Origin of the sequence: Pseudohongiella spirulinae (assembly GCF_001444425.1) — a bacterium.
Classification (GTDB): Bacteria; Pseudomonadota; Gammaproteobacteria; order Pseudomonadales; family Pseudohongiellaceae; genus Pseudohongiella; species Pseudohongiella spirulinae.
The window spans coordinates 3,258,370-3,279,063 of the sequence record NZ_CP013189.1; the positions used below are offsets into that span (position 1 = coordinate 3,258,370).

Sequence of the window (20,694 nt, forward strand, 5' to 3'; positions counted from 1 at the left end):
AACCCCACCCCCGCCAATTCCTACATAGCCAGTCCAATCTGAAACGAATCTTCATGTTCTGATTTGGTTATGGCATGGATTCGCGGAACCATAATTCTGGCAACTTCCTCCATGACAGGTACGATCACGCTGTTACCAAACTGTTTGTATGCTTGAGTATCACTAACTGTTATCTTAAACGAATCTGGATATCCCATTAGTCTCGCGCACTCCCTTGGAGTCAATCTGCGAGGGCGCTTTCTGGTACCTTGAGAAACCAGAATCTCTGAGCCATCTTTGTAATATCTTGCAGACAAAGTCCGAGAGACCGAATCGCCTGTAACCAGGCCGAATCCAAATCCGTTTCCAGCAGCCTTGTGCTTTGCAGCGTATGCCTGCAGATAGTCCCAGAGTTTCGGAGTAAGCGTATATTTTTCGTTAACCTTAGCTTTAGTGCCTTCAGTGTAAGGAAGTTCTGGCGATTCACTTCCGTCCTGTGGATGCAGAATATTCTTCATCCGGGGAGCGCTATCCGCCTTCGGTAGCTGCAGATCCTCCCACGAAAAGTTTGTTCCCTCTCTAAACCCGACAATTATGATTCGCTCACGATGCTGAGGAACAAAATGCTGGCCATCAATTACTTTGTAATGAACTTCGTAGCCAAGCTCATCGTGTAAAGTCTGAAGAATTACCTGAAAGGTATTACCTTTATCATGAGAGAGCAGATTCTTTACATTTTCCAGCAAGAACGCTTTCGGACGTTTAGCGGCGATAATACGCGCCACGTCAAAGAACAACGTACCTTGTGTTGCACATTCAAAACCGTGCGGTCTTCCCAGCGCATTTTTTTTGGAAACCCCGGCAATGCTGAAAGGCTGACAAGGAAAACCTGCCAGCAGCACGTCATGATCCGGGATATCATCTACATGGACCTGAGTGATGTCCCCTGCAAACGAGTGATCAGCTGTCTCGGGGAAGTTAGCCAGATAGGTTTTCTGAGCGAAGTTATTCCATTCGCTGGTAAACACACAATGACCACCCTGCCTCTCGAACCCGAGGCGAATACCACCTATGCCTGCAAACAGATCAATAAACTTAAATGAGCCGTCAGAATGTTTTCGATTGCTTTGAAATTGCAAAATGCGCTGCCGAATTGCATCCGTAATGTAGGTTGGCGGCTCACATTCCTTAGCTTCCCAGCGACGCACTGTCCGTGCATCCACACCCAACAGTGACGCAATTTCCCTCTGACTGTAGACTGTACGGGCTTTTTGGAGTAACTCAAGAGATTCGAGATTGTTCATTGAGGGGATCCTTATCTGGGTATTTTTGCGGACATAATGCCCTAAAGGATTACCAAGCACAACCATTAAAACTGTTTTTTTATACAGTAGTCATGATAATACTTTCCGGAGCTAATAATCGATACCCTTACGCCTGAAAAGCGAAGCTGGAATATGAGCCGCATCAAGGCCAAAAACACCAGCCCCGAGCGCCGGTTAAGGACCCTTCTGCACCGATCCGGCTTTCGCTTCCGACTTCATGCGCACGATTTACCGGGTAAGCCGGATATCGTGCTTCCCAAATACCGCACCGTCATTTTCGTAAATGGGTGTTTCTGGCACCGACATGAAGGCTGCCCATTCGCATATATCCCCAAATCCCGAACTGAATTCTGGCTTCCCAAATTTCAAAAGACCATTGAGAGAGATCTCCAGAAATCCAGGGAGTTAGAATGCGCTGGGTGGAATGTGATCGTCGCTTGGGAGTGTGAGATAAAGTCAGCACCCGAACAGACATTGGCACGAGTTATAGATGAAATGACCGTTCATCATGAATAGATTCCCTGAATCTCACGAATAAAGTCCTTGAATGTGTTTATGTGTTCTATCTGTCCGGACGCGTAGGTCGCGCGTACTGGCCAAGGAACGACCAGTTGAACGTTATGCTCTATCATTTGTGCAGTTTGTTCATTTGATATTGATGGCTCTAGCGTAATCAGATGTTTCCGGGGAATTCTGCTCGCCTCTGATAGTATTTGGCGCCAACGCTCTTTGCATGTCGTCTTGGCTGCAAGCATCCTTAATCGCTCTGCCGGAAACGAAGGGCTGTGATACTCATTTTTACCCGGGAAGAGGAAGTCCGGTTTTTGGCTCCCTTCTGTGTGAACTCCACGCTGAAATCTTATTCCATTGTGTCTCAATAACTCTTCTATATGATTCTCGAAAGCATGCCCCACTCTCGACTTGCGGCGATTCTGTACGCTCAAGGAGAACCTGATGAATTCATCGATGTCATCGCCATTTTCGCCAAATCCAGTAGTCAGCCTTTCCTGAACGATATGGCGCTCCAGCAAACGAAACATCTTTTCTTCTTCTTCCATCCACCTGACCAATGCCAAATCAGGATCTTTGACTAACTCGACGTCTGTGACAAATCCCCTGGCAAAGGCAGAGAATACTTTCGTTGAGGGGAACGTATCTCCAAACTCATCGCGGATCATCTGAAGGCGCTTACTATCATCTTTGTCGGTGACTGTTAACTCGAAGCCATACCTGGCCAGCATCAAGCGTATTGGGGAAACAACCTCAAGTCTCTCGATAGGTACACGCTTAAGAGAGTCGTCAATTTTAGTCTGGCTGGCACCAAACAATGCTTGTAACTGGCGCTCCACTACCGTATCCGGACGACAGAAGATCATTAGGAGGGACCGATCTTTCGTAAATGCTATGAGACAAAAATCACCCTGCTGAAACTCTTCGGAAACATCGTTCGATCGGTAATACAGCCTGTATTCTGGCCGACGATGCTGCTGACTGTATCGACTGTCGTACCAAGTGACAATGTCTTCACACACAATTGGTTCATCAGAATAATCATCGATATAAACCATGGTTGCGGGGAATACGAACTTATCTCCATTGGTGGGGTATCCCATAGCTTCGGCCATCCCAGCCTTCACAAGTCCACCGATCTCATGCTGGTTCGAAGTCCCCGGATCAGCGTCGACTGCTGTCAGGTACTTTACGGCGACGGCGCTAAATACATCTGTCAAATTTTCGAACATTCCCTGCTCCTAGCGTACAACTTCGATGTGCGACAATATGACCTTGACTCTCGACGAGTTATTAAAGATCATCGAAGCGTTACCTGCAAGTACAGTGGTAAGAAGTTGGTATATTAGTGATTTCTAACTTTATCCGATTATCCGGAGAGCTTTCTTGATGAATGGACTTACAACTGTCGAACAAGTGACTCCCGCTAGCTGATTGTTTATATCTTAGATCAAATAGTTACTTCGTAAGTAAGTTACTGAGGGGTTTTCGAAACAGAGGTTGCCACTGATCTATTGGACACTTGCAGGAAGCATGCAGAATGACCAGTTCACACGTTTGGGACAAAGATCAACTCGAGATTATTAGCAAAGCAAGCAACTTACGAATAATAGTTTCAGCAGGACCTGGAACGGGAAAAACTGCAATCGCATGCGCTAGGCTAGCGCACTTAATCAACGAATGTGACGTGGAGCCAAGCAATACTTGGTTGATTAGCTTCACGAGAACTGCTGTGGCTGAAATTCGCGCACGGCTGCATTCCTACGCCGGCGATGCCTCCTTCGCTATAAGGATAGCGACGATCGACTCACACGCATGGTCCATCCACTCCGGACACGATCCGAATGCGAGACTGACCGGCTCCTATGAGGATAACATCGCCCGGGTCATTGGTCTCGTGAAATCGGATGAGGATGTCGCCGATGAATTGTCGCAGATTGAGCATATTGTCATCGATGAGGCGCAAGACCTCGTAGGACAGCGGGCAGACCTGATCGAGGAACTGGTAAAGAAATTGCCTTCAGACTGCGGGGTGACAGTCTTCGCTGACGAGGCCCAAGCTATTTATGGGTTCTCCGACGATAGTATCGGACATCGGAAAGACGGAGCAGTCAAAACCGGTAAATCTCTGCTCGACAGGCTTCGCTCAGATAAATCCATGGGCTTCGACACACTAATCCTGAAGGAGATTTATCGCACGTCATCACCCGGGCTGCAAAAGATCTTCTCGGATCTGCGGAAGGACGTCCTCGACAAAAACAGGCATCGCGACGGCTTCCACGCCGAGACTGCAGAGCGGATCCGGGAGTATGCGGACAAAAAGGGTTTGAAGTGGACCCAGATGAAGGTCGCTGACTTCACCAGAGACGATCTTCTGCTCTTCAGAACTCGCGGCGAAGTGCTGATGGCCTCCCAGTTTTGTGACCTCCCCCATCGGCTGCGCCTGTCAGGATACGGAGCGACGCTCCCGGCATGGCTCGCAATATGCTTCTCGGATTTTGTCGAGCCCCATCTGGCCGAGCGGCATTTCCTCGATCTCTGGGCCACACGTATCGAAAACAATGCTACACCGCAATACGGACCACGCGAAGCATGGCAGCACCTTGTGCGCGTTGCAGGGCGAAAGGATGGCTCGGTAGACATGCAGAGGCTGAGACGACGGTTGGGTCAGGCGCGCCCTCCGGTGGAACTGACCCTCCCCGAGTATGGTCTTCAAGGACCGATCGTCGGGACGATTCATGCCAGTAAGGGCCGCGAGGCAAGCAACGTCGTGTTGCTTCTTCCGAACGGCGCAGAATTCGAGAGCGCCGAGGACGAGGCCGAGGAAGCGAGAGTACTCTTTGTCGGCGCAACACGTGCTCGCACATCCCTGATCGTCGGTGAGAGTAACGCTTTCCGAGCGTCGACCCTCGCATCAGGCCGGGTTCATCGGTCCGTGAGGAACGGCAAATCCACGATGGTCGAAGTCGGTCGCGACGGGGACATAGCCGCTCGTGGACTCGTCGGCCGCAGCGAGTTCAGTGCGACCGATGCAAAAGCCGGTCAGGCCCTGCTCGCAAAAAATGCAGATGTCGTCACGACCTACAAGCTGGAAGCGGATCGTGCACTCGATTGGCGCTACAGAATACGCGTTGGCGACGATGGTCCATTTGTCGGCGTCATGTCACGCAATCTAAATTTCGACCTTTGGAAGATACTTGAGAACAAGAACCAGAAGCACAGTCACAATCCGCCAAGCAAGGTGAACCATGTCCGCGGTCAGGGTAGCGCCACTATCGTGCTGGCTCCCGATGACAGCGACCTCAATACGCTAAACGAGCCTTATGCCTCCTCAGGCTTCGTCCTCGCACCTAGAATTGCGGCCTTCCCTCCATTCTTCTTTTTTCATCGGAATTAGCTCCCATGCAGGATAAATCAGCGGACAGAGACATCGTCGCACTCAGGCTTGCCGAGGACCTTGTCGGCCCCCGGGCCGAAGACGAAACACTCACAGCTCGGCCTTCTGATGTCTACCTGACTGGCATCCTCTGGCCTCAGCGCACCGCCATGTCGGGCGAGGATGATGATCGCCTCGGCACAGCAGGAGCGAGCGCTGCGGAGGAAAGCGATGGCGAAAGCGATGCCGTTCGGACCGGATCAGTTCAGAAGCCTTCCGTCGCTGGCATATCCTTCAGCACAAAGGCGGAGGGTATCGCGAAGGTACGCTTCGTCTGCAGCTTTGGAACCTATCGGACAGAGAAACGCGACGATGGCGAAGTATGGGTTCGGCAACCCCACAGTGTGGAAATTGCGGCCGTTGAACTAACGCCCGGTCCGACGCGCGAGATCCAGCTTGCCGAGCATGGAAATGGTCTTCCTGTAGTTTCTCTCAGCGTCAGATGCATCAAGGCTAAGGATACCGTCTTGGCTACTCTCGCTCTGGTCAATTCGGTGGTTCCAGAGCAGGACCGAAACGAGATCGAGGCGGCCTCTCTCTTTCAGACTTCGCTCCGCATCGAGCCCTGCGAGGGAACTCTGCTGGTCCCAAAGCCTCCAAGACGCGCAGCTCCGGTAGAGCCGACCGAAACCTGCGCGGTCGGCGACGAGGAGAGCGGAACGCTCCTTTACAGGAACGTCGCGGAGTTTGCCGTCGGCCACGTCTGTTCGGCCGAGTGGGAAGAGGCAGAGGCTTCGGCAGGCTCACAACCCCATGCTCGGTGGGTTGCGACGACATGGCTGCCATCGACCATTGTCGAGGGAGTGGATCCCAATGGTCATCCATATTTCGCAGAGCTGGGAAATGAACAAGGGACATTCGACCCTCTTCTGGCCGAGGCGCTGGCCTCCGCTGACTCGACAACCCTTAAGAACGGACTTGTCACCTTCTGTGACGCCTATGCTCGGTGGATCGAGACACAGAAGAAGCGGCTGGAAGATACCGGGGACGTCGCCCCAACCCTGAGGCATGTTGCCCATGCGCATCTCATCCAGTGCGACAAAGCCCTGGATCGCATGCGAGCCTCAGTTGATGAACTCGACACCAACCCGAGGCTACGGAGAGCGTTCCAGCTGGCAAACTTCGCCATGCACCTGCAGCACTCGTGGGACAAGTCGAAGGGTCGTCACGGCTCCCTCCGCTGGCGCCCGTTCCAGCTGGGTTTTCTGCTTCTGAGCGCTCCGTCGTCGGTGCTCCGGGATCACGAGCACCGAGGAGTCATGGATCTGCTCTGGTTCCCGACGGGTGGCGGCAAGACCGAGGCTTACCTGGCGCTGATCGCGTGCATCGCCGTCTACCGACGCCTCTCAGACAATGCGGACGACCACAGCGGCGTTTGCGCCCTAATGCGCTATACGCTTCGTCTTCTTACAACCCAACAGTTTGCGCGGTCCGCCGCAATGATCGTGGCCCTTGAGGCCATCCGCTCTGGTCGGGTGGCCGCTCCCAAGGGACTTCCCCTTAAGGGCAGAGAGCCTTTTTCGATCGGCCTGTGGGTTGGCAGTGATGCTACCCCCAACAAACGGAAAGCCGCTTACGCTTCCATCGTCCAGCGCTCGCAGGAGGTAGCTTCGCCAAAGCAACTCGCACGTTGCCCTGCCTGCGAATCGAAGCTGAACTGGTCGATAGCAAGCTCGACATCGCCTGTGGAGGTTTCATGCGAGAACCCCGAATGCGCGATCTACGGGCTGCTCCCTGTCCATACCGTGGACGAGGATGTCTACGACAATCGTCCGACGCTGATCATTGGAACGGCAGACAAGTTCGCTCAGGTGGTTCGTGAAAAGCGAACCAACAGCCTGTTTGCCGTCTCGGAAGGGTCCCCTCCTGACCTAATCATCCAGGACGAGCTTCATCTCATTTCCGGCCCGCTCGGGACAATTGCTGGCGTCTATGAGTCCGCTTTCGACCTGATGTTTGCCGCGCGCGGACATCGCGCCAAGGTCATCGGCTCGACTGCTACAATCCGCAGGGCGCCGGAACAGGTTCTGGCGCTTTTTGATCGCGGGGCGTTCCAGTTTCCGCCGCCGGCGATCGACCATGACGATTCAGGGTTTGCGGTGCGCGACCGTCGCCCCAGCGCCAAAGGACGGAGATATCTCGGGGTCACGACGGCCGGGCGATCCGCAAAGTTCACCCTTCAGGCAGTGGCTGGCTCCCTGCTGCAGACTGCCTTCGGAGCGTTCAGCGACGATGTCCGTAGGGACGCCTACTGGACGCTTGTCGGCTACTTCAACTCTCTTCGGGAGCTCGGCGGCGCCCTTGTTCTGATGCAGGATGACGTCACCGACAGTATAGCGCTCTACGCGAATGTTCGGTCAGAAGAGAAGCGCCCTCTTAGCAACGTCGAAGAACTTACCTCTCGCCGGACACAGGAGGAGATCCGCGAGATGCTCGACCTTCTCGATATCAAGGTTGGGGCTCCTGGTGCAGTCGATGCAGTGCTTGCGACTAACATGGTTAGTGTCGGCGTCGACATCTCCCGACTCGGGCTGATGCTTGTCAACGGGCAACCAAAGACGATCGCAGAGTACATCCAGTCGACGAGCCGCGTCGGGCGTGGTGACGTGAGCGGCCTTGTAGTTTCGGTCCTCAACAACGCCAAGGCAAGGGACCGCTCGCATTTCGAGACGTTTTGCAGCTGGCATCGCACATTGTACAGGGACGTTGAGGCCACAAGCGTCACACCTTTCGCTTCGCGTGCTCGCGACAGGGCGCTACATGCCTCTTTTGTAGCGGCAGTACGCCATCTGGTTCCGGCCATGCTCGACTCCCCTCGAATGGAAGACGAGGCGGAAGACGCGGCGATGGATCTCATCGACCTCATTGTCGAGCGGGCAAAGCGCATCGATCCCGAAGAGACAGCTGTGCGGGATGAACTAGAACGGCGCCTCGACACATGGAGAGCAAGATCGCCGACGGTCTACTGGAGTGACTACAAGGGGGGTAAATCCCTTTTGCAAAGCGCCGAACGCGCTGCCGCACGTCGAGCATCCGGACGTGATGCTGGCGCCGCATGGCCTACCCTCAACTCCATGCGGACCGTCGAGGCCGGAACCCCCTTCAGGATGGCCCCAATACTGAGAGCAAAGGACGATACGCATGAAGAATGAGTTGCAGGAACTGAGGCGAAGCGCAGTCGTTTCTACCTTTGGTCCAGGTTCCGTCGTGGACTTCAGGGCAGGTGGCGGAGCCGTCTCTGGCATAGCTGCGGGGCTCGAGGAATGGGATCGATCCTTTCCTCCGGCAGGGCTGGCGCACCCGCAGCTCATCCGCGAGACGCGCCTCCAGAAGAAGCTTGGCGTCAAGGGATTCAGAACGCCCCCAGTTGCGCTCGAACGGGGAATGGAAGGCGATCCGGATACCCGACGGCTTGTTGCCGTGCGCTTCCCGAAATGGCTGCAATGCCCCAGCTGCGATATGATCAAGCCTGAGCGCCGATGGAAGAATGACCCGGGTAAGGCCTATCGTTACTGCCCGACGTGCACCGAAACGACACATGGCGACAGCAAGGTCTTTGTCATCCCAGTCCGCTTCGTCATGGCTTGCAAGCATGGGCATGTTGACGAGTTTCCGTGGGATTGGTGGGTCGGCCACAGACCTGAATGTTTAGTGGCGAAGCGGGAAAATCCGGATCGCCACCCGGGACTTGTCCTGAGGTCAGAGAGGCCGGGGCTTGCCGGTCTTATCCTCAGCTGCCCGAAGTGTGGTGCGCGCCGATCAATGGATGGCGTCTTTTCCAAGAAGACGTGGGAACGCGGCCCCAAATGCCACGGCTATCGACCATGGCTGGCCGATGGCGATGAAAGCTGTGGCAAGGAGCAATACGCAGTTCAAAGAGGGGCGTCGAACCTGTATTTCGCCGTTACGGAGTCCGCTCTGAGCATTCCACCTTGGTCGGATACCCTGCAGGAAGATTTGGGCGACTTGTGGAGCGATCTGACAGACCTCGATGATCTTTCAACACTGGAGAACTACATTCATCATGGTCTAAGCAATCCATTCGTGCGCAGCAAATTGGAGAGTATACTAAAGGAGCGAGAGCTGTCGCCAGGTCAGCTGGCGGAGGCGATCCGCGCCCGTCTCACGTCTTACGGACAGCTGCGGACTGATGATCTGAGACCGGCAGAGTATCGGCAGTTCGTCACGGAACCCGGTCGCAGCAGAACGCTCGACATCGACTTCGAAACACGCCGGGAGTCCGTCGCCACCGAGATTGTCCCATGGATTTCTCGGGTCGTGAGGGCTGTCCGGTTAAGAGAGGTGCGAGCCATTAAAGGCTTCACCCGTATCAATCCACCAGGCGATCCGGACTCACCAGAGGTCGCTCGTCTCTCCAAGGAGCCGCTTGAATGGCTGCCAGCCATCGAGGTCCGCGGCGAAGGCATTTTTCTCGCCCTGAACGAGGACCGCTTGTCGAGCTGGGAAAACCGGCCAGACGTCATGGCGCGTGTTTCCCAGTGCGAGACGCGGCACCAAGCCGACTGGAAGGAACGGTACGGAGAAGACGGTAAGCCACCTCAGACGATCAGCCCGCGTTACATGCTCTGCCACACCCTTGCGCATGCTCTCATGCGTCAACTCACGCTTGAATGCGGATACTCGTCGGCATCTCTCCAAGAGAGGATCTACGCCGGTACTGGCGAGGAGCAGATGGCGGGACTTCTCATCTATACCGCGACCACCGACTCGGATGGAACGCTTGGAGGGCTTGAACGTCAAGGGAAGTCGGGGCGCATTGCAGGCATTCTCCAACGTGCAATCGATGCGATCGAATGGTGCTCTTCGGACCCGCTCTGCATCACTGACATGATGGGAGCAGAGAAAAGCTATTCCCATTCGGTGTGCCACTCCTGCTGTCTTGCCCCGGAGACAGCGTGTGAAGCGTTCAACAGCTTCCTCGACCGTGCACTCCTCACCGGCGACGGCACGAACTCGGGCCTCGGCTACTTCGAAGAGATGCTTCGGAGAAGCTGATGGCAGTAATTTGGCCACGAAAGCTACCCCGGTCGATCTTAGATGACCCACGTCGGAAGGCAGAGGTTCGGGTTTACAACCGCCTAGCCGATGTTCTCGACGACAGCTTCCATGTCTTTTACTCGAGTCCTTGGCTGGGAACGGACAGGCTGGGAAATGAGAAGGATGGAGAGTGTGACTTTCTCGTAGCTCATCCACTTCTAGGCATACTAGCTATAGAGGTGAAAGGTGGAAAAGAAATCTCTTTTGATCCTGCTGACGGACTGTGGCGCAGCACAGATCATTATGGATTTATACATAAGATCAAAGACCCTGTTGCACAGGCACGAAGCGCAAAGCATGAAATGCTGTCAAGACTAAACAGCTCCCGCCACTGGCCTAAGAGAAAAATCTATGCCGCTCATGGAGTAATATTTCCGAGCGTTGCGTCTCCCTTGACGAATCTAGGGTCAGACAAGCCTGCCGCAATATTTTGTTGCGCAAAACAATTTAACCGTGGGTTCTTGACTTGGATTCGCCAACGATTGAGGGAAGGGCAAACACCGTCGGACTGCAAACCCTTAGGGCACGACGGCGTGGCAGCTTTGACAAATGCACTGGCGCACCCATTTAGACTCAGCTTCCGAGTCGGTGCTGCGTTATCAGAGGCAGCTGCTGAATTTTCAACTTTAGAACCCTCACAATATCACATTCTAGAGATGATTCAGGACTTGCCTCGTGCTCTTATTAAAGGTGGAGCTGGCACAGGAAAGACCGTACTTGCTATCCAAGAGGCCATCGGATCAGCACAACTTGGCTATAAAACCCTCTTCGTATGCCATGGACGATCATTAGCCAGATATGTCAAAACCAAGACAGCGGAAATTAACAACCTTTTCGTTTTGAGCTTCCATGAATTGTGTGGATTTGCAGCCCATCAAGCCGGTATTCAAATCAACTCTGTACAAGAAAAAAAAGCACTGTATAACGATGCCTTGCCTAACTCACTTTACGAAGCTGTACATTTAAACCCTTCATTGAAGTGGGATTCAATCGTTGTAGATGAAGGCCAGGATTTTAAAAATACGTGGTGGATTGCGATTGAAGCCTGCATCAACAAGAACGGTAGACTACGAGTTTTTATGGATAGCAATCAACAAGTTTACGGGGATGGAGACTCGTCTTTGCAAGACCTTAGCGCCATCCCTATACGATTAACCAGAAATCTAAGAAACACCAAGAACATTCACAACGCAGCAATGCTGCATTACTTTGGGCCAATGATTACCGCTGACGGCCCTGACGGGCTGGATGTCAATTGGATCATAGCAGAAAATCATCAGAACAAGCTTGTGCTGGCTAAAAAGGAATTGAGGCGTCTAATAATTAATGAAGATGCCAAACCAAGCGAAATAGCAATTCTTGTAAATTCCCAAAATGCAAAGAACGAATTCTTAGCGCTTACTGAAGGTTCGGGCATAAACTTCACTGATGCGGACAATCTGTTAAGTGATTCAGTTGTGGTTGACACTGTTTTAAGATTTAAAGGGCTTGAACGCCCAGCGGTGATATTGTTGGTGTTGGGAGACGAGATAGCGCGCCGTGAGTTCGCATATGTAGCAATATCTAGGGCAAAAGCGTACTTGGCGGTTGTCGCCTCCAATTCTGAAATAAGAATGCTGTCACAGGAGACATGATTTGCTTTACACCTTCAATTACCCAAGCACCGCAGATCCATTGGCTGTTTTCGGGGTGTGGGTTACGATTACTTAGCTCAGCCAAGCGCTAGTCAGCAGCATAGCCTCTGCCGCCTCGACGTCACTCCGACAAATCGGAACTGCGCTAAGTCTCATTGCACGTCGTCTTGACCTCTGCCCCGATAGTACCCAATATTCAGCCATGACAACACTCCCAACAAGCAAACCCTGTCCCTTCTGCGCCCTGGGCGAACGTGAGCTTCTGGCCAGCAATACCAGCGGTTTTTCTATTTTCGACAATTACCCCATTTCGCCCGGCCATGCGCTGATCATCCCCCGGCGACATGTCGGCTCCTTCTTTGAGTTGTCGAAGACGGAGCGGGACGATCTGTTTGATCTGATTGAGCAAGTGAAGGCGAAGCTTGACGGTCAGTTTGCGCCTGACAGCTATAACATCGGCATCAACGATGGGCCCGCAGCAGGTCAGACAATCGGGCACTGCCATATCCATCTGATCCCCCGCTATCGGGGGGACATGCCGGACCCGCGTGGCGGCGTGCGCTGGATTATCCCCGGCAAAGCCGACTACTGGTCGAAACCATGAGCACGCTATCCGCTAAAGCTCAGCTCGCCTTTCTGGAAAAAATTCAGCGTCTGTTTGATGAAGGCGAATTCACTGCCACCTACAAGTTTGCCTTGATGCTGACACTGACCGAACTGGCAATCGAGCGCGGCACGGATGATGACGCGCAGCTGGCTTTGCCGCTCGATATTGTGGCGGAGCGATTCATGCTGCTGTACTGGCGTCAGGCGAGCACATTTGGGCGCGCTACAGAGGATAATAAACACGGCTTACTGATTCAGAATCTGGGCAAGCAGGCGGCGGTCATCAATCGTATTCGGGATATTTACCATGATGTGAATGGTAACCCTGCCAGGGCGCCGGGCCACCGCGATTGGCGAAAAACGGTCACCAGCGTGCGTGGCATTGTTCACAACATGCCACTTCGTCACTTGCAGATCATCGGCGGCCAGAATGATCGCTTTCTATATGACTACCCATGCCTGAACAAAACGCTTGTTTTGAAACGCGGCGTCAGCCATCACTTACGCCGCTTCAGTCCCTTGATTCAGCAACTGGCGAAAGCGGGTTGGATTGAGCATATTCGCAGCAACAGTCGTAACGCATCCTTGCTCGGCAAGAAGGATGATCTTGAAGCCTTTATGTTTGGCACGCCACGGGCACAACTCACAAAAGTTGCAGAGGATTTAACACTGCGCCAGAACGGACGCTGCTTCTATTGTCAGAAGAAACTTCACGACGCTGTCGAGGTGGATCACTTTATCCCCTGGTCGCGATATCCACGCGACACGGCTCATAATTTTGTAGTGGCGCATCGCGGCTGCAATAATGACAAACGCGACATGCTGGCAGCAAAAAAACATCTGGAACGGTGGCTGGAGCGAAACGATCGCTGCGGTCATGAATTAGGTGAGTCATTGGCCAGCCACGGTTTTGTCGCCGACATCGGCAGCTCGCTGGAAGTGGCGCGCTGGGCTTATGGCGAAGCGGTCAGAATGCAGGGTATTGCCTGGATTGCCCCGCGCCGACAGACGGAGGCAATCGATCCGCAGTATCTGGCAGCATTCAAATGCTGATCAGCGAGTAAAGATCTGGTTAAACGGATTGTTGCCGAATCCATCACCGATGCGGATAAAGCCATGCTCGGTCACCTGATGGCAGCTATTGCATGATTGCACCACGCCGGCAAATGCAGTTCGCATGCCCTGCAAGTTTTCTTCATCCAGTCTGTCTTCCAGCGTTTCCAGTGCAGGCTCGAGCATTGATTCTGTCAATTCGGCAATCGGGAAGCCATCATAGGACTCAACAGAGTCAATCAGATCCTCAACCGCTTCCTCCAATTCGTGATGGTAGAAATCGATCAATTCAAGATTACCCGCCTCAATGGAAAGCGCCAGCTTATGTGTCCAGTACTGCATGTCCTTCATTTGCACCGCCAGGCCAGGCGTATAAGTTTGCACGCTGGAATTAACGCTACAGCCAGTCACCAGAACAGTACTGGCAGCAATGGCGGCAGTCATCAGTCTTGCAGTGTGTATCATACGGCGGTGTCCTTCTCTTATCGTTTAATTATCGCCAGTTTGTCTTGTCACGCACCAAAAGTCGAGACTGCATCGACGTAATACCATCGCCCCCCAACCCGAATAAACCGCGACCGCTCATGATGCACCTGAACCTGCCCATCATCGTCACACCAATATGCCTTGAACTCCACCATGGCGCTATCACCCGATTGACTGCTATCCAGCACCTCCAGCTTCACCCAATCGGTATCTGACGCACCCATATCCTGCGCACTGACGGCGGGCCGGGTATCCGGATGCCAGGTCTGCAGCAGGTAGTCACCCAGGCCACCAATCGCAAAAGCACTGTAGCGCGAGCGCATCAGTTGCTTTGCGGTGCGGGCGTGGTGTTTGCCGGTGTGCAGTGGGCCGCAGCAAGCGGCGTAGCGTTTGCCACTGTCGCAGGGGCAGGTTTGTGGATAGCATTTGTCCTTGTCCATAGGGAGCTCCGCGAGCTTGGTCATAGCCCGTGTTATAACGACCAACGTGCAATATTGGCAAATTTTCTGATGGGCAGCTATCCTGACCGCCTCAAGAGGAGATCAACCATGACCATTAACAGCCAGCAGGACATCGACGGCATTTTGCGTGTTGGCCGCGTGGTGACGATTGTGCGCGACACCATGCTGGATGCGCTGGAGCCGGTGGATATTGTCACTCGCGGCGCGCCCATTGTTGCGACCTGCTCCGTAGCAGCGTAATGGTCCAGTCATGAGTAAGTCGCAAGACACAAGCTTTCTGGCCGAGGCCATTAACCTGGCGGTTGACTCCGTGCAAAGCGCCGGCGGGCCGTTTGGGGCGGTGATTGTCTGTGAAGGTGAGGTGATTGCCCGCGCCAGCAATCGGGTCACCGTTAATCACGATGCGTCGGCACATGCCGAGGTTGAGGCTATCCGCCAGGCCGGCGCCCGGCTGGGGCGTCCGCATCTGCAGGATTGTGTGCTGTACGCCAGTTGTGAGCCCTGCCCCATGTGTCTGGCGGCTGCATTGTGGGCCCACATTCCGCGAATTGTGTTTGCGGCCCCGCATGCGCAGGCCATTCGTGCGGGTTTTGCGGATACTGACATCGCCATGCAGCTTTACGGTCAGGCACGGCCGGTGGCACCGGCACAGGGCCTGCTGACCCATCTGGATCTGCCGCAGGCCGCCTCACCCTTTGATGCCTGGCTGGCTAAAACCGACCGCGAGGCTTACTGATCCCTAGCTCTGCATATCCGCAATAAAGCGGTCAGATTCGGCGATGGCCGCCTGCATGGCATTGATCAGGTTGTCGACATCGGTATTGATGGTGTCCAGCTCGCCGCGCAGGGAGGAGATGGCGCGGGCGTTCAGGTTGTGCTTCAGGTACAGCACATTGTCGCGCAGGTTATCCAGTACCGGATCCAGTGTGGATTCGGCTCGGTTCATGGCCTGCATCAGCCGGCCGTAACGATCGCGGGTCGCTTGAAGTTGTCGCTCACTGTCGCTGCGAAGTTCGGGATTGCTGTATAACTCCAGCTCATCCTGCCATTCATCAAACAGCGCTTCAGCCACATCTTCAACCGCTGCAATGCGGTCGCGGATCCGTGTTGCAGCCCGTTCGCTGTTTTCGAACTCGGTCTCCAGCCGGTTGTAGACCTGCTGCAGCTCGCCGCCGTCAAACTCAACCACGCTGCGAAACTGCTCCAGTGCGTCCTTGAATTGCTGTTGCCCCTCTTCCTGAGCGGTCTGCGCTTCCCCGATGCGACTGACCAGGATATCGCGCTTGGGGACACCCAGGCGCTCCATGGTGCCGTAATAGGCGGATGAGCAGGCCGTCAGCGCCATCAGGCAAAGCAGCGACAGCGCTTTCAGGGCTTTCATCGGTCTCTCTCCCGGCTGTTGATGGCCTTGACGATACGGTCGGCACGCTTGTCATCCAGATGGCTGTGCACCACAAACAGCGCGTGGATCATGCCGGGTATCCAGAAAGCCAGGGTCAGAAAGATATTCAGAATGCCCTGAAACGGCTTACCGCACAGAAAGACCGCCAGCGGTGGCAGTATGATGGCAATCAGATAACGCATGATGTCTACCCTCGATCCTGATCTCTGATAAAGTGATGGCAACTAGCCGGCTGCATTGACAGCAAACGCTTGACCTTGCCACCCTGTCCTGGCTCAAACTATAAATTATTGTCACTGGAAAGCGAAACAGTATGTCGGAACAACTGCAAATCAGCATCGAAGGCTTAAGTTGTGCGTCCTGCGTGGGACGTGCTGAACAGGCATTGCGCAACACTCCGGGGGTGGAGTCCGCCAATGTAAACCTGGCGAATGAGCGCGCTGATGTGACTATAAGCGACGGCACGGAGGTCAGCACCCTGAGCGATGCACTGCAAACCGCTGGTTATCCGGCGCGCATGGAAACCCGCGAATACAGCATCAGCGGCATGAGTTGCGCATCCTGCGTGGGGCGCGTGGAGAAAGCCCTGAAGGCGATTCCCGGCGTTATCTCCGCCAATGTCAATCTGGCTACCGAGTCCGCCCACGTCGAGGCGCTGCTGGGTAGCGCGAGTGACGAACAGGTCGTTCGTATCGTGGCTGATTCCGGTTATGAAGCCACGCCGCTAAGTGAACAGTCCGACACATCGAGCGACGAGCGGCATCAACAGGAAATGTCCTTGCTGAAGCGCGATCTGATCATTGCCGCGGTGCTGACTCTGCCCGTGTTTGTGCTGGAGATGGGCGCGCACCTGATTCCATCGTTCCATCACTGGATCATGCAGAATATTGGCCAGACTGCGAACTGGATGATCCAGTTTGTGCTGACATCGCTGGTGCTGTTTTTCCCTGGCCGACGTTTCTTGAGCAAGGGCCTGCCAGCCCTGAAGCGCCTGGCGCCTGACATGAATTCACTGGTGGCACTTGGCACCTTGTCAGCATGGAGTTATTCCGTCATTGCCACCTTTATGGGCGGCCTGCTGCCGGCAGGCACACGCAATGTCTATTTTGAGGCGGCCGCCGTGATTGTCACCTTGATTTTATTGGGGCGCTTTCTGGAAGCGCGTGCCAAAGGCAAAACCGGTGACGCCATCCGCAAACTACTTAGCCTGCAGGTCAAATCTGCCCGTGTTGAAAAAGACGGACAGGTGCAGGATGTGCCGATAGAGAAATTGCAGCTTGACGATCTGATTCATGTGCGGCCAGGTGAAAGCATTGCCGTTGACGGTGTTGTTACTTCGGGCGAATCCTTTGTGGATGAATCCATGCTGAGCGGCGAGCCTGTGCCAGTCGCCAAATCGCCCGGCAGCGAGGTGACAGGTGGCACGATTAACAAAAATGGGTCATTGGTTTTCAAGGCAACGCGAATCGGCAAAGACACCGTGCTGTCACGCATCATCAAGATGGTGGAAGACGCGCAGAGCACCAAGCTGCCCATTCAGGCACTGGTGGATAAAGTCACGGGCATTTTTGTGCCGGTTGTCATGACGGTTGCCGTGCTGACCTGCCTGGTATGGTTGATATTTGGCCCGCAGCCGGCCCTGACCTTTGCGCTGGTGAATGGCGTAGCAGTCTTGATCATTGCCTGCCCCTGCGCCATGGGACTGGCTACGCCCACATCCATTATGGTGGGCACTGGCCGCGCTGCCGATCTGGGCGTGCTGTTCCGCAAAGGCCAGGCGCTGCAGACACTACGCGACTGTCAGGTGATCGCACTGGACAAGACCGGCACCCTGACCAGGGGTGAAGCCACACTGACCGATTTCATTCTCAAGGGTGACCTGCTGCACGATGAGATTCTGACGCTGGTCGCGTCTGCTGAATTTGTGTCCGAACACCCCATCGCCCAGGCCATTGTCGAGGCTGCCAAAGAACAGGGACTAAGCCTGCAGAAACCTGAGCGATTCCGCGCCACGGCCGGCATGGGTGTCACCGCGACAGTGAATGGTAAGATCATCGAAGTTGGCGCCGATCGATTCCTGAAAGAAAAATATCCAGAACTGATAGAAATGATCAAGCAAGGTCAGCGCTTGGCTGAAGAGGGTAAAACGCCTCTGTATGCGGTGATTGACGGCGAGCCGGTCGCCACCATCGCGGTGGCCGATACCCTGAAAGACACTACGGCTGAGGCAATCAAAGGTCTGCACCAACTCGGATTGAAAGTGGCGATGATCACCGGAGATAACCGCGCCACGGCCGATGCCATTGCCAGACAACTGGGCATTGACGAAGTGGTTGCTGAGGTACTGCCCAAAGGCAAGGTTGATGCCATCAAGGCCTTGCAGGATAAATACGGCACGCTGGCCTTTGTCGGCGACGGTATCAATGACGCCCCGGCGCTGGCCAGCGCCGATGTCGGTATTGCGGTCGGCACCGGCACCGATGTCGCTATCGAAGCGGCAGATGTAGTGCTGATGAGCGGCGATCTGAACGGCGTGGTGAATGCGCTGGCGGTCAGTCAGGCGACCATGCGCAATATCAAACAGAATCTGTTCTGGGCGTTTGCGTACAACGTGAGTTTGATTCCGGTGGCAGCCGGCATCCTGTATCCGGTCTTTGGCGTCCTGCTATCACCCATGCTGGCGGCTGGCGCCATGGCCATGTCCAGTGTGTTTGTGATAGGCAATGCGCTGCGGCTGCGGCAGTTTAATTTTCAGACAGCGGGCGATGCTTAACGGTCAGCGCCCCAACTGCGCCGGATATAACCAATAATGTCATTCAGGGTGTCACCTGGTACGTCGGCGAGGAATTTACATTCCAGTGGATCGTAGTGAAAGATATACAGACGCGATAAGAATTGCTCGAATGGCAGGGATGCCTCACCGTAGCGCTCACCGTTTCCGGATGTACTGACCAGCACACCATCGCCCCAGTTTTGTCCGCTATCGTTATTGGGATTGTAGAAGTACACGCGCATCTCCTTATTAGGGTCGAGTGTCACTCTTAAAATGGTGATGGCATGCCAACCGATAAAACGTGCTGCACTGTCTGTCACCGCAACACCTGCTGGTTGTGGATGTATCAGGGGCTGGTTCCCGTTATAAAAGGGATGGTAGGCCGCATAAAAGTAGCGAATGAACTCTTGCAGATTGCTGAGCTTGCCGGTCGGCACATCCACGTTCAGTTGAAAACCGCGCCCTGTCCACCAGCCATGAAATTCCGGGTTCACCCAGCGATGAGGATCGCCGTCACGACCAACACATCGCCGACCCATCTCCGCATAAATGCGATCCAGGTGTGGCACGACCAGCACTGAGACCGGATCAAGATCCAGTGAAAATGCCTGGGCAACACCGCCGTCTGATTCTACTGACGATACGGGCTGGCCTTCAAAATGCATGATGATTTCGTCATCACGCGCCGCCCAGGTGACCATCTGCAGCAGGTAGTCCGGATCATTGTAGGCCCACATGGACAAGGCTCGTGCCGACTGGCATGTGGGATTGTTGCCCTGGCCGATACCCAGGGGCAGACCCAGCATACATAACACTCCCTCAAGCAGACGTGTTTCCGGTTGCACTTCGTCACCAAATACAGTCAGCAATGTCGTGCGGGAAGTTTCTGACAATTCAAGTGATAACTGGCGCCATAAAGCCGGGGCCATTGGATGTTGATATAAAATTCCCCGTTCCAGCATCAATGCCAGTCCGTAGATGGCCTGCGATGTCGCCACATGCACGGCGCGGTCTATCAGGGTCAACACTAACTCTCGATAACACAGCAGGCAGTCTCTACCGGTTGCTGACAGGCCCAGGACATCACTCAGCAAATGCTCAGCATGCTCGGCCAGATGACGGACCAGTATCACATGGTAGGCCGACACCAGCCCGGTGTCGTGCATGGCTCTGGCACAGCCCGTTGCTTCGTTCTGAAGACTCTGGCTGTCCATATGTGTCAGTCGCTGCTGATACTCGGCAATACCGGGATCTTCGCGACTGGCCTGGGTTGGACCAAACAGGCTGCTGACCAGTCGATCGGCCCCCTGCCCGCTGCCACCCAGTTCGATATCCGGATTGTGCTGGCAAACAGCAATCTGGGTAACCATGCGTTTGACGCCCGACACCTGAATGGGCCGCTGCTGGAGAATGCGCCATATCTCGGTGATCAACTCATCGATGATGCCTTCATAACCGATGTTATCTGCAATATGTTTGAGCAACCGACCGGGAATTTCCGCATGCCTGCCCTGCACCTCGCGCTCTGCTTCGCTCGGCGGATTGAACAGCCGGGTCAGATTGGCGGCCAGCGCCTGGGTCAGAAAGTGCTGTGCCTGCTCCGGGCTTACCGAGGGATGATGAGCCTGGTCCTGCGCAATCGCAAGCAGTCGCATCAGGCTCACCGCTTCAATCAGCACCGTATTGATTTCCGGACTACCCAGAGAATGCACCGTCAATGCCGGCACCAGTGTTTGTGGCGATTCCCAGTCGGTTCCGACAAACAGACCGGCTTTCTCCAATGCCATGGCCTGGGTTTGCAAGCGCTGACATCCATCATCCAGCATCAGGACCTTCCTGATGACATCAAACACCCGATTCAGTTTGCCTGCTTTGGCAAAGTCCGGCGTATCCTGCAAGATCTGGATGGCATCCTGCAGACGTTTTTCAAGCAGGTCATGGTCTACAATCACGTTTGCTTCTCTCATCCTG

General features: G+C 54.5%; 17 protein-coding genes. 10 read left to right on the forward strand and 7 right to left on the reverse strand.

Translation table 11 applies throughout. The annotated features are described in order from the left end of the window. Positions 1 to 20 precede the first annotated feature (20 nt). Positions 21 to 1,283, reverse strand: coding sequence for a DNA (cytosine-5-)-methyltransferase (gene dcm, locus PS2015_RS15000; protein WP_058022987.1), 1,263 nt, complete (start codon positions 1,281 to 1,283; stop codon positions 21 to 23). A gap of 117 nt (positions 1,284 to 1,400) precedes the next feature. Between dcm and PS2015_RS15005 the strand changes: the two genes are divergently transcribed. Beyond that, positions 1,401 to 1,820 carry a very short patch repair endonuclease gene (locus PS2015_RS15005; protein WP_335338279.1) on the forward strand — a complete coding sequence of 140 codons (420 nt, stop codon included), beginning with the start codon at positions 1,401 to 1,403 and terminating at the stop codon, positions 1,818 to 1,820. On the opposite strand, the gene PS2015_RS15010 is transcribed toward PS2015_RS15005, so the two are convergent. Continuing rightward, positions 1,811 to 3,046 (reverse strand): type II restriction endonuclease, encoded by a 1,236-nt coding sequence (locus tag PS2015_RS15010; RefSeq protein ID WP_058022989.1) that lies wholly within the window; start codon positions 3,044 to 3,046, stop codon positions 1,811 to 1,813. The two genes, PS2015_RS15005 and PS2015_RS15010, sit on opposite strands and share 10 nt — an antisense overlap. Positions 3,047 to 3,354: 308 nt before the next feature. On the opposite strand from PS2015_RS15010, the gene PS2015_RS15015 reads away from it, so the two are divergent. The 6 genes from PS2015_RS15015 to PS2015_RS15870 all read left to right on the forward strand — a co-directional run bounded on the left by PS2015_RS15015 (position 3,355) and on the right by PS2015_RS15870 (position 13,601). Next, entirely contained in the window at positions 3,355 to 5,211 is a 1,857-nt protein-coding gene (locus PS2015_RS15015; protein WP_058022990.1) for a UvrD-helicase domain-containing protein, read from the forward strand. 5 nt (positions 5,212 to 5,216) lie between these two features. Then, positions 5,217 to 8,402 carry a helicase-related protein gene (locus PS2015_RS15020; RefSeq protein ID WP_058022991.1) on the forward strand — a complete coding sequence of 1,062 codons (3,186 nt, stop codon included), beginning with the start codon at positions 5,217 to 5,219 and terminating at the stop codon, positions 8,400 to 8,402. Beyond that, on the forward strand, positions 8,392 to 10,266 hold the full coding sequence (drmB, locus tag PS2015_RS15025) for a DUF1998 domain-containing protein (RefSeq protein ID WP_058022992.1): 1,875 nt from the start codon (positions 8,392 to 8,394) through the stop codon (positions 10,264 to 10,266). The genes PS2015_RS15020 and drmB overlap by 11 nt, the downstream gene beginning before the upstream one ends. Beyond that, a complete protein-coding gene (locus PS2015_RS15030) occupies positions 10,266 to 11,942 on the forward strand; it encodes a nuclease-related domain-containing DEAD/DEAH box helicase (RefSeq protein ID WP_058022993.1) in 1,677 nt (558 codons plus the stop codon). The genes drmB and PS2015_RS15030 overlap by 1 nt, the downstream gene beginning before the upstream one ends. A gap of 202 nt (positions 11,943 to 12,144) precedes the next feature. Then, positions 12,145 to 12,546 (forward strand): HIT family protein, encoded by a 402-nt coding sequence (locus PS2015_RS15035; RefSeq protein WP_058022994.1) that lies wholly within the window; start codon positions 12,145 to 12,147, stop codon positions 12,544 to 12,546. Then, positions 12,543 to 13,601 carry an HNH endonuclease gene (locus PS2015_RS15870; RefSeq protein WP_058022995.1) on the forward strand — a complete coding sequence of 353 codons (1,059 nt, stop codon included), beginning with the start codon at positions 12,543 to 12,545 and terminating at the stop codon, positions 13,599 to 13,601. The genes PS2015_RS15035 and PS2015_RS15870 overlap by 4 nt, the downstream gene beginning before the upstream one ends. Here the strand turns inward: PS2015_RS15870 and PS2015_RS15045 are convergent, their stop codons facing one another. Beyond that, positions 13,602 to 14,066 carry a hypothetical protein gene (locus PS2015_RS15045; protein WP_058022996.1) on the reverse strand — a complete coding sequence of 155 codons (465 nt, stop codon included), beginning with the start codon at positions 14,064 to 14,066 and terminating at the stop codon, positions 13,602 to 13,604. Positions 14,067 to 14,113: 47 nt separating this feature from the next. Then, positions 14,114 to 14,527: a YchJ family protein gene (locus tag PS2015_RS15050; protein ID WP_058022997.1), complete on the reverse strand. Its 414-nt coding sequence runs from the start codon at positions 14,525 to 14,527 to the stop codon at positions 14,114 to 14,116. A gap of 108 nt (positions 14,528 to 14,635) precedes the next feature. Between PS2015_RS15050 and PS2015_RS15740 the strand changes: the two genes are divergently transcribed. Next, the gene (locus tag PS2015_RS15740) at positions 14,636 to 14,788 is read left to right on the forward strand and encodes a hypothetical protein (RefSeq protein ID WP_211271212.1); all 153 of its coding nucleotides are present in this window, start codon (positions 14,636 to 14,638) and stop codon (positions 14,786 to 14,788) included. A 10-nt stretch (positions 14,789 to 14,798) separates the two neighbouring features. Further along, the gene (locus PS2015_RS15055) at positions 14,799 to 15,284 is read left to right on the forward strand and encodes a nucleoside deaminase (protein WP_058022998.1); all 486 of its coding nucleotides are present in this window, start codon (positions 14,799 to 14,801) and stop codon (positions 15,282 to 15,284) included. Between the two features lie 3 nt (positions 15,285 to 15,287). Here the strand turns inward: PS2015_RS15055 and PS2015_RS15060 are convergent, their stop codons facing one another. Then, on the reverse strand, positions 15,288 to 15,929 hold the full coding sequence (locus PS2015_RS15060; protein ID WP_058022999.1) for a DUF2959 domain-containing protein: 642 nt from the start codon (positions 15,927 to 15,929) through the stop codon (positions 15,288 to 15,290). Continuing rightward, complete coding sequence (locus PS2015_RS15065; RefSeq protein WP_058023000.1) at positions 15,926 to 16,132, reverse strand: YqaE/Pmp3 family membrane protein; 207 nt, start codon at positions 16,130 to 16,132, stop codon at positions 15,926 to 15,928. The genes PS2015_RS15060 and PS2015_RS15065 overlap by 4 nt, the downstream gene beginning before the upstream one ends. A 131-nt stretch (positions 16,133 to 16,263) precedes the next feature. On the opposite strand from PS2015_RS15065, the gene PS2015_RS15070 reads away from it, so the two are divergent. Beyond that, positions 16,264 to 18,723: a heavy metal translocating P-type ATPase gene (locus PS2015_RS15070; RefSeq protein WP_058023001.1), complete on the forward strand. Its 2,460-nt coding sequence runs from the start codon at positions 16,264 to 16,266 to the stop codon at positions 18,721 to 18,723. On the opposite strand, the gene PS2015_RS15075 is transcribed toward PS2015_RS15070, so the two are convergent. Next, complete coding sequence (locus PS2015_RS15075) at positions 18,720 to 20,690, reverse strand: hypothetical protein (protein WP_058023002.1); 1,971 nt, start codon at positions 20,688 to 20,690, stop codon at positions 18,720 to 18,722. The two genes, PS2015_RS15070 and PS2015_RS15075, sit on opposite strands and share 4 nt — an antisense overlap. Positions 20,691 to 20,694: the final 4 nt, after the last annotated feature.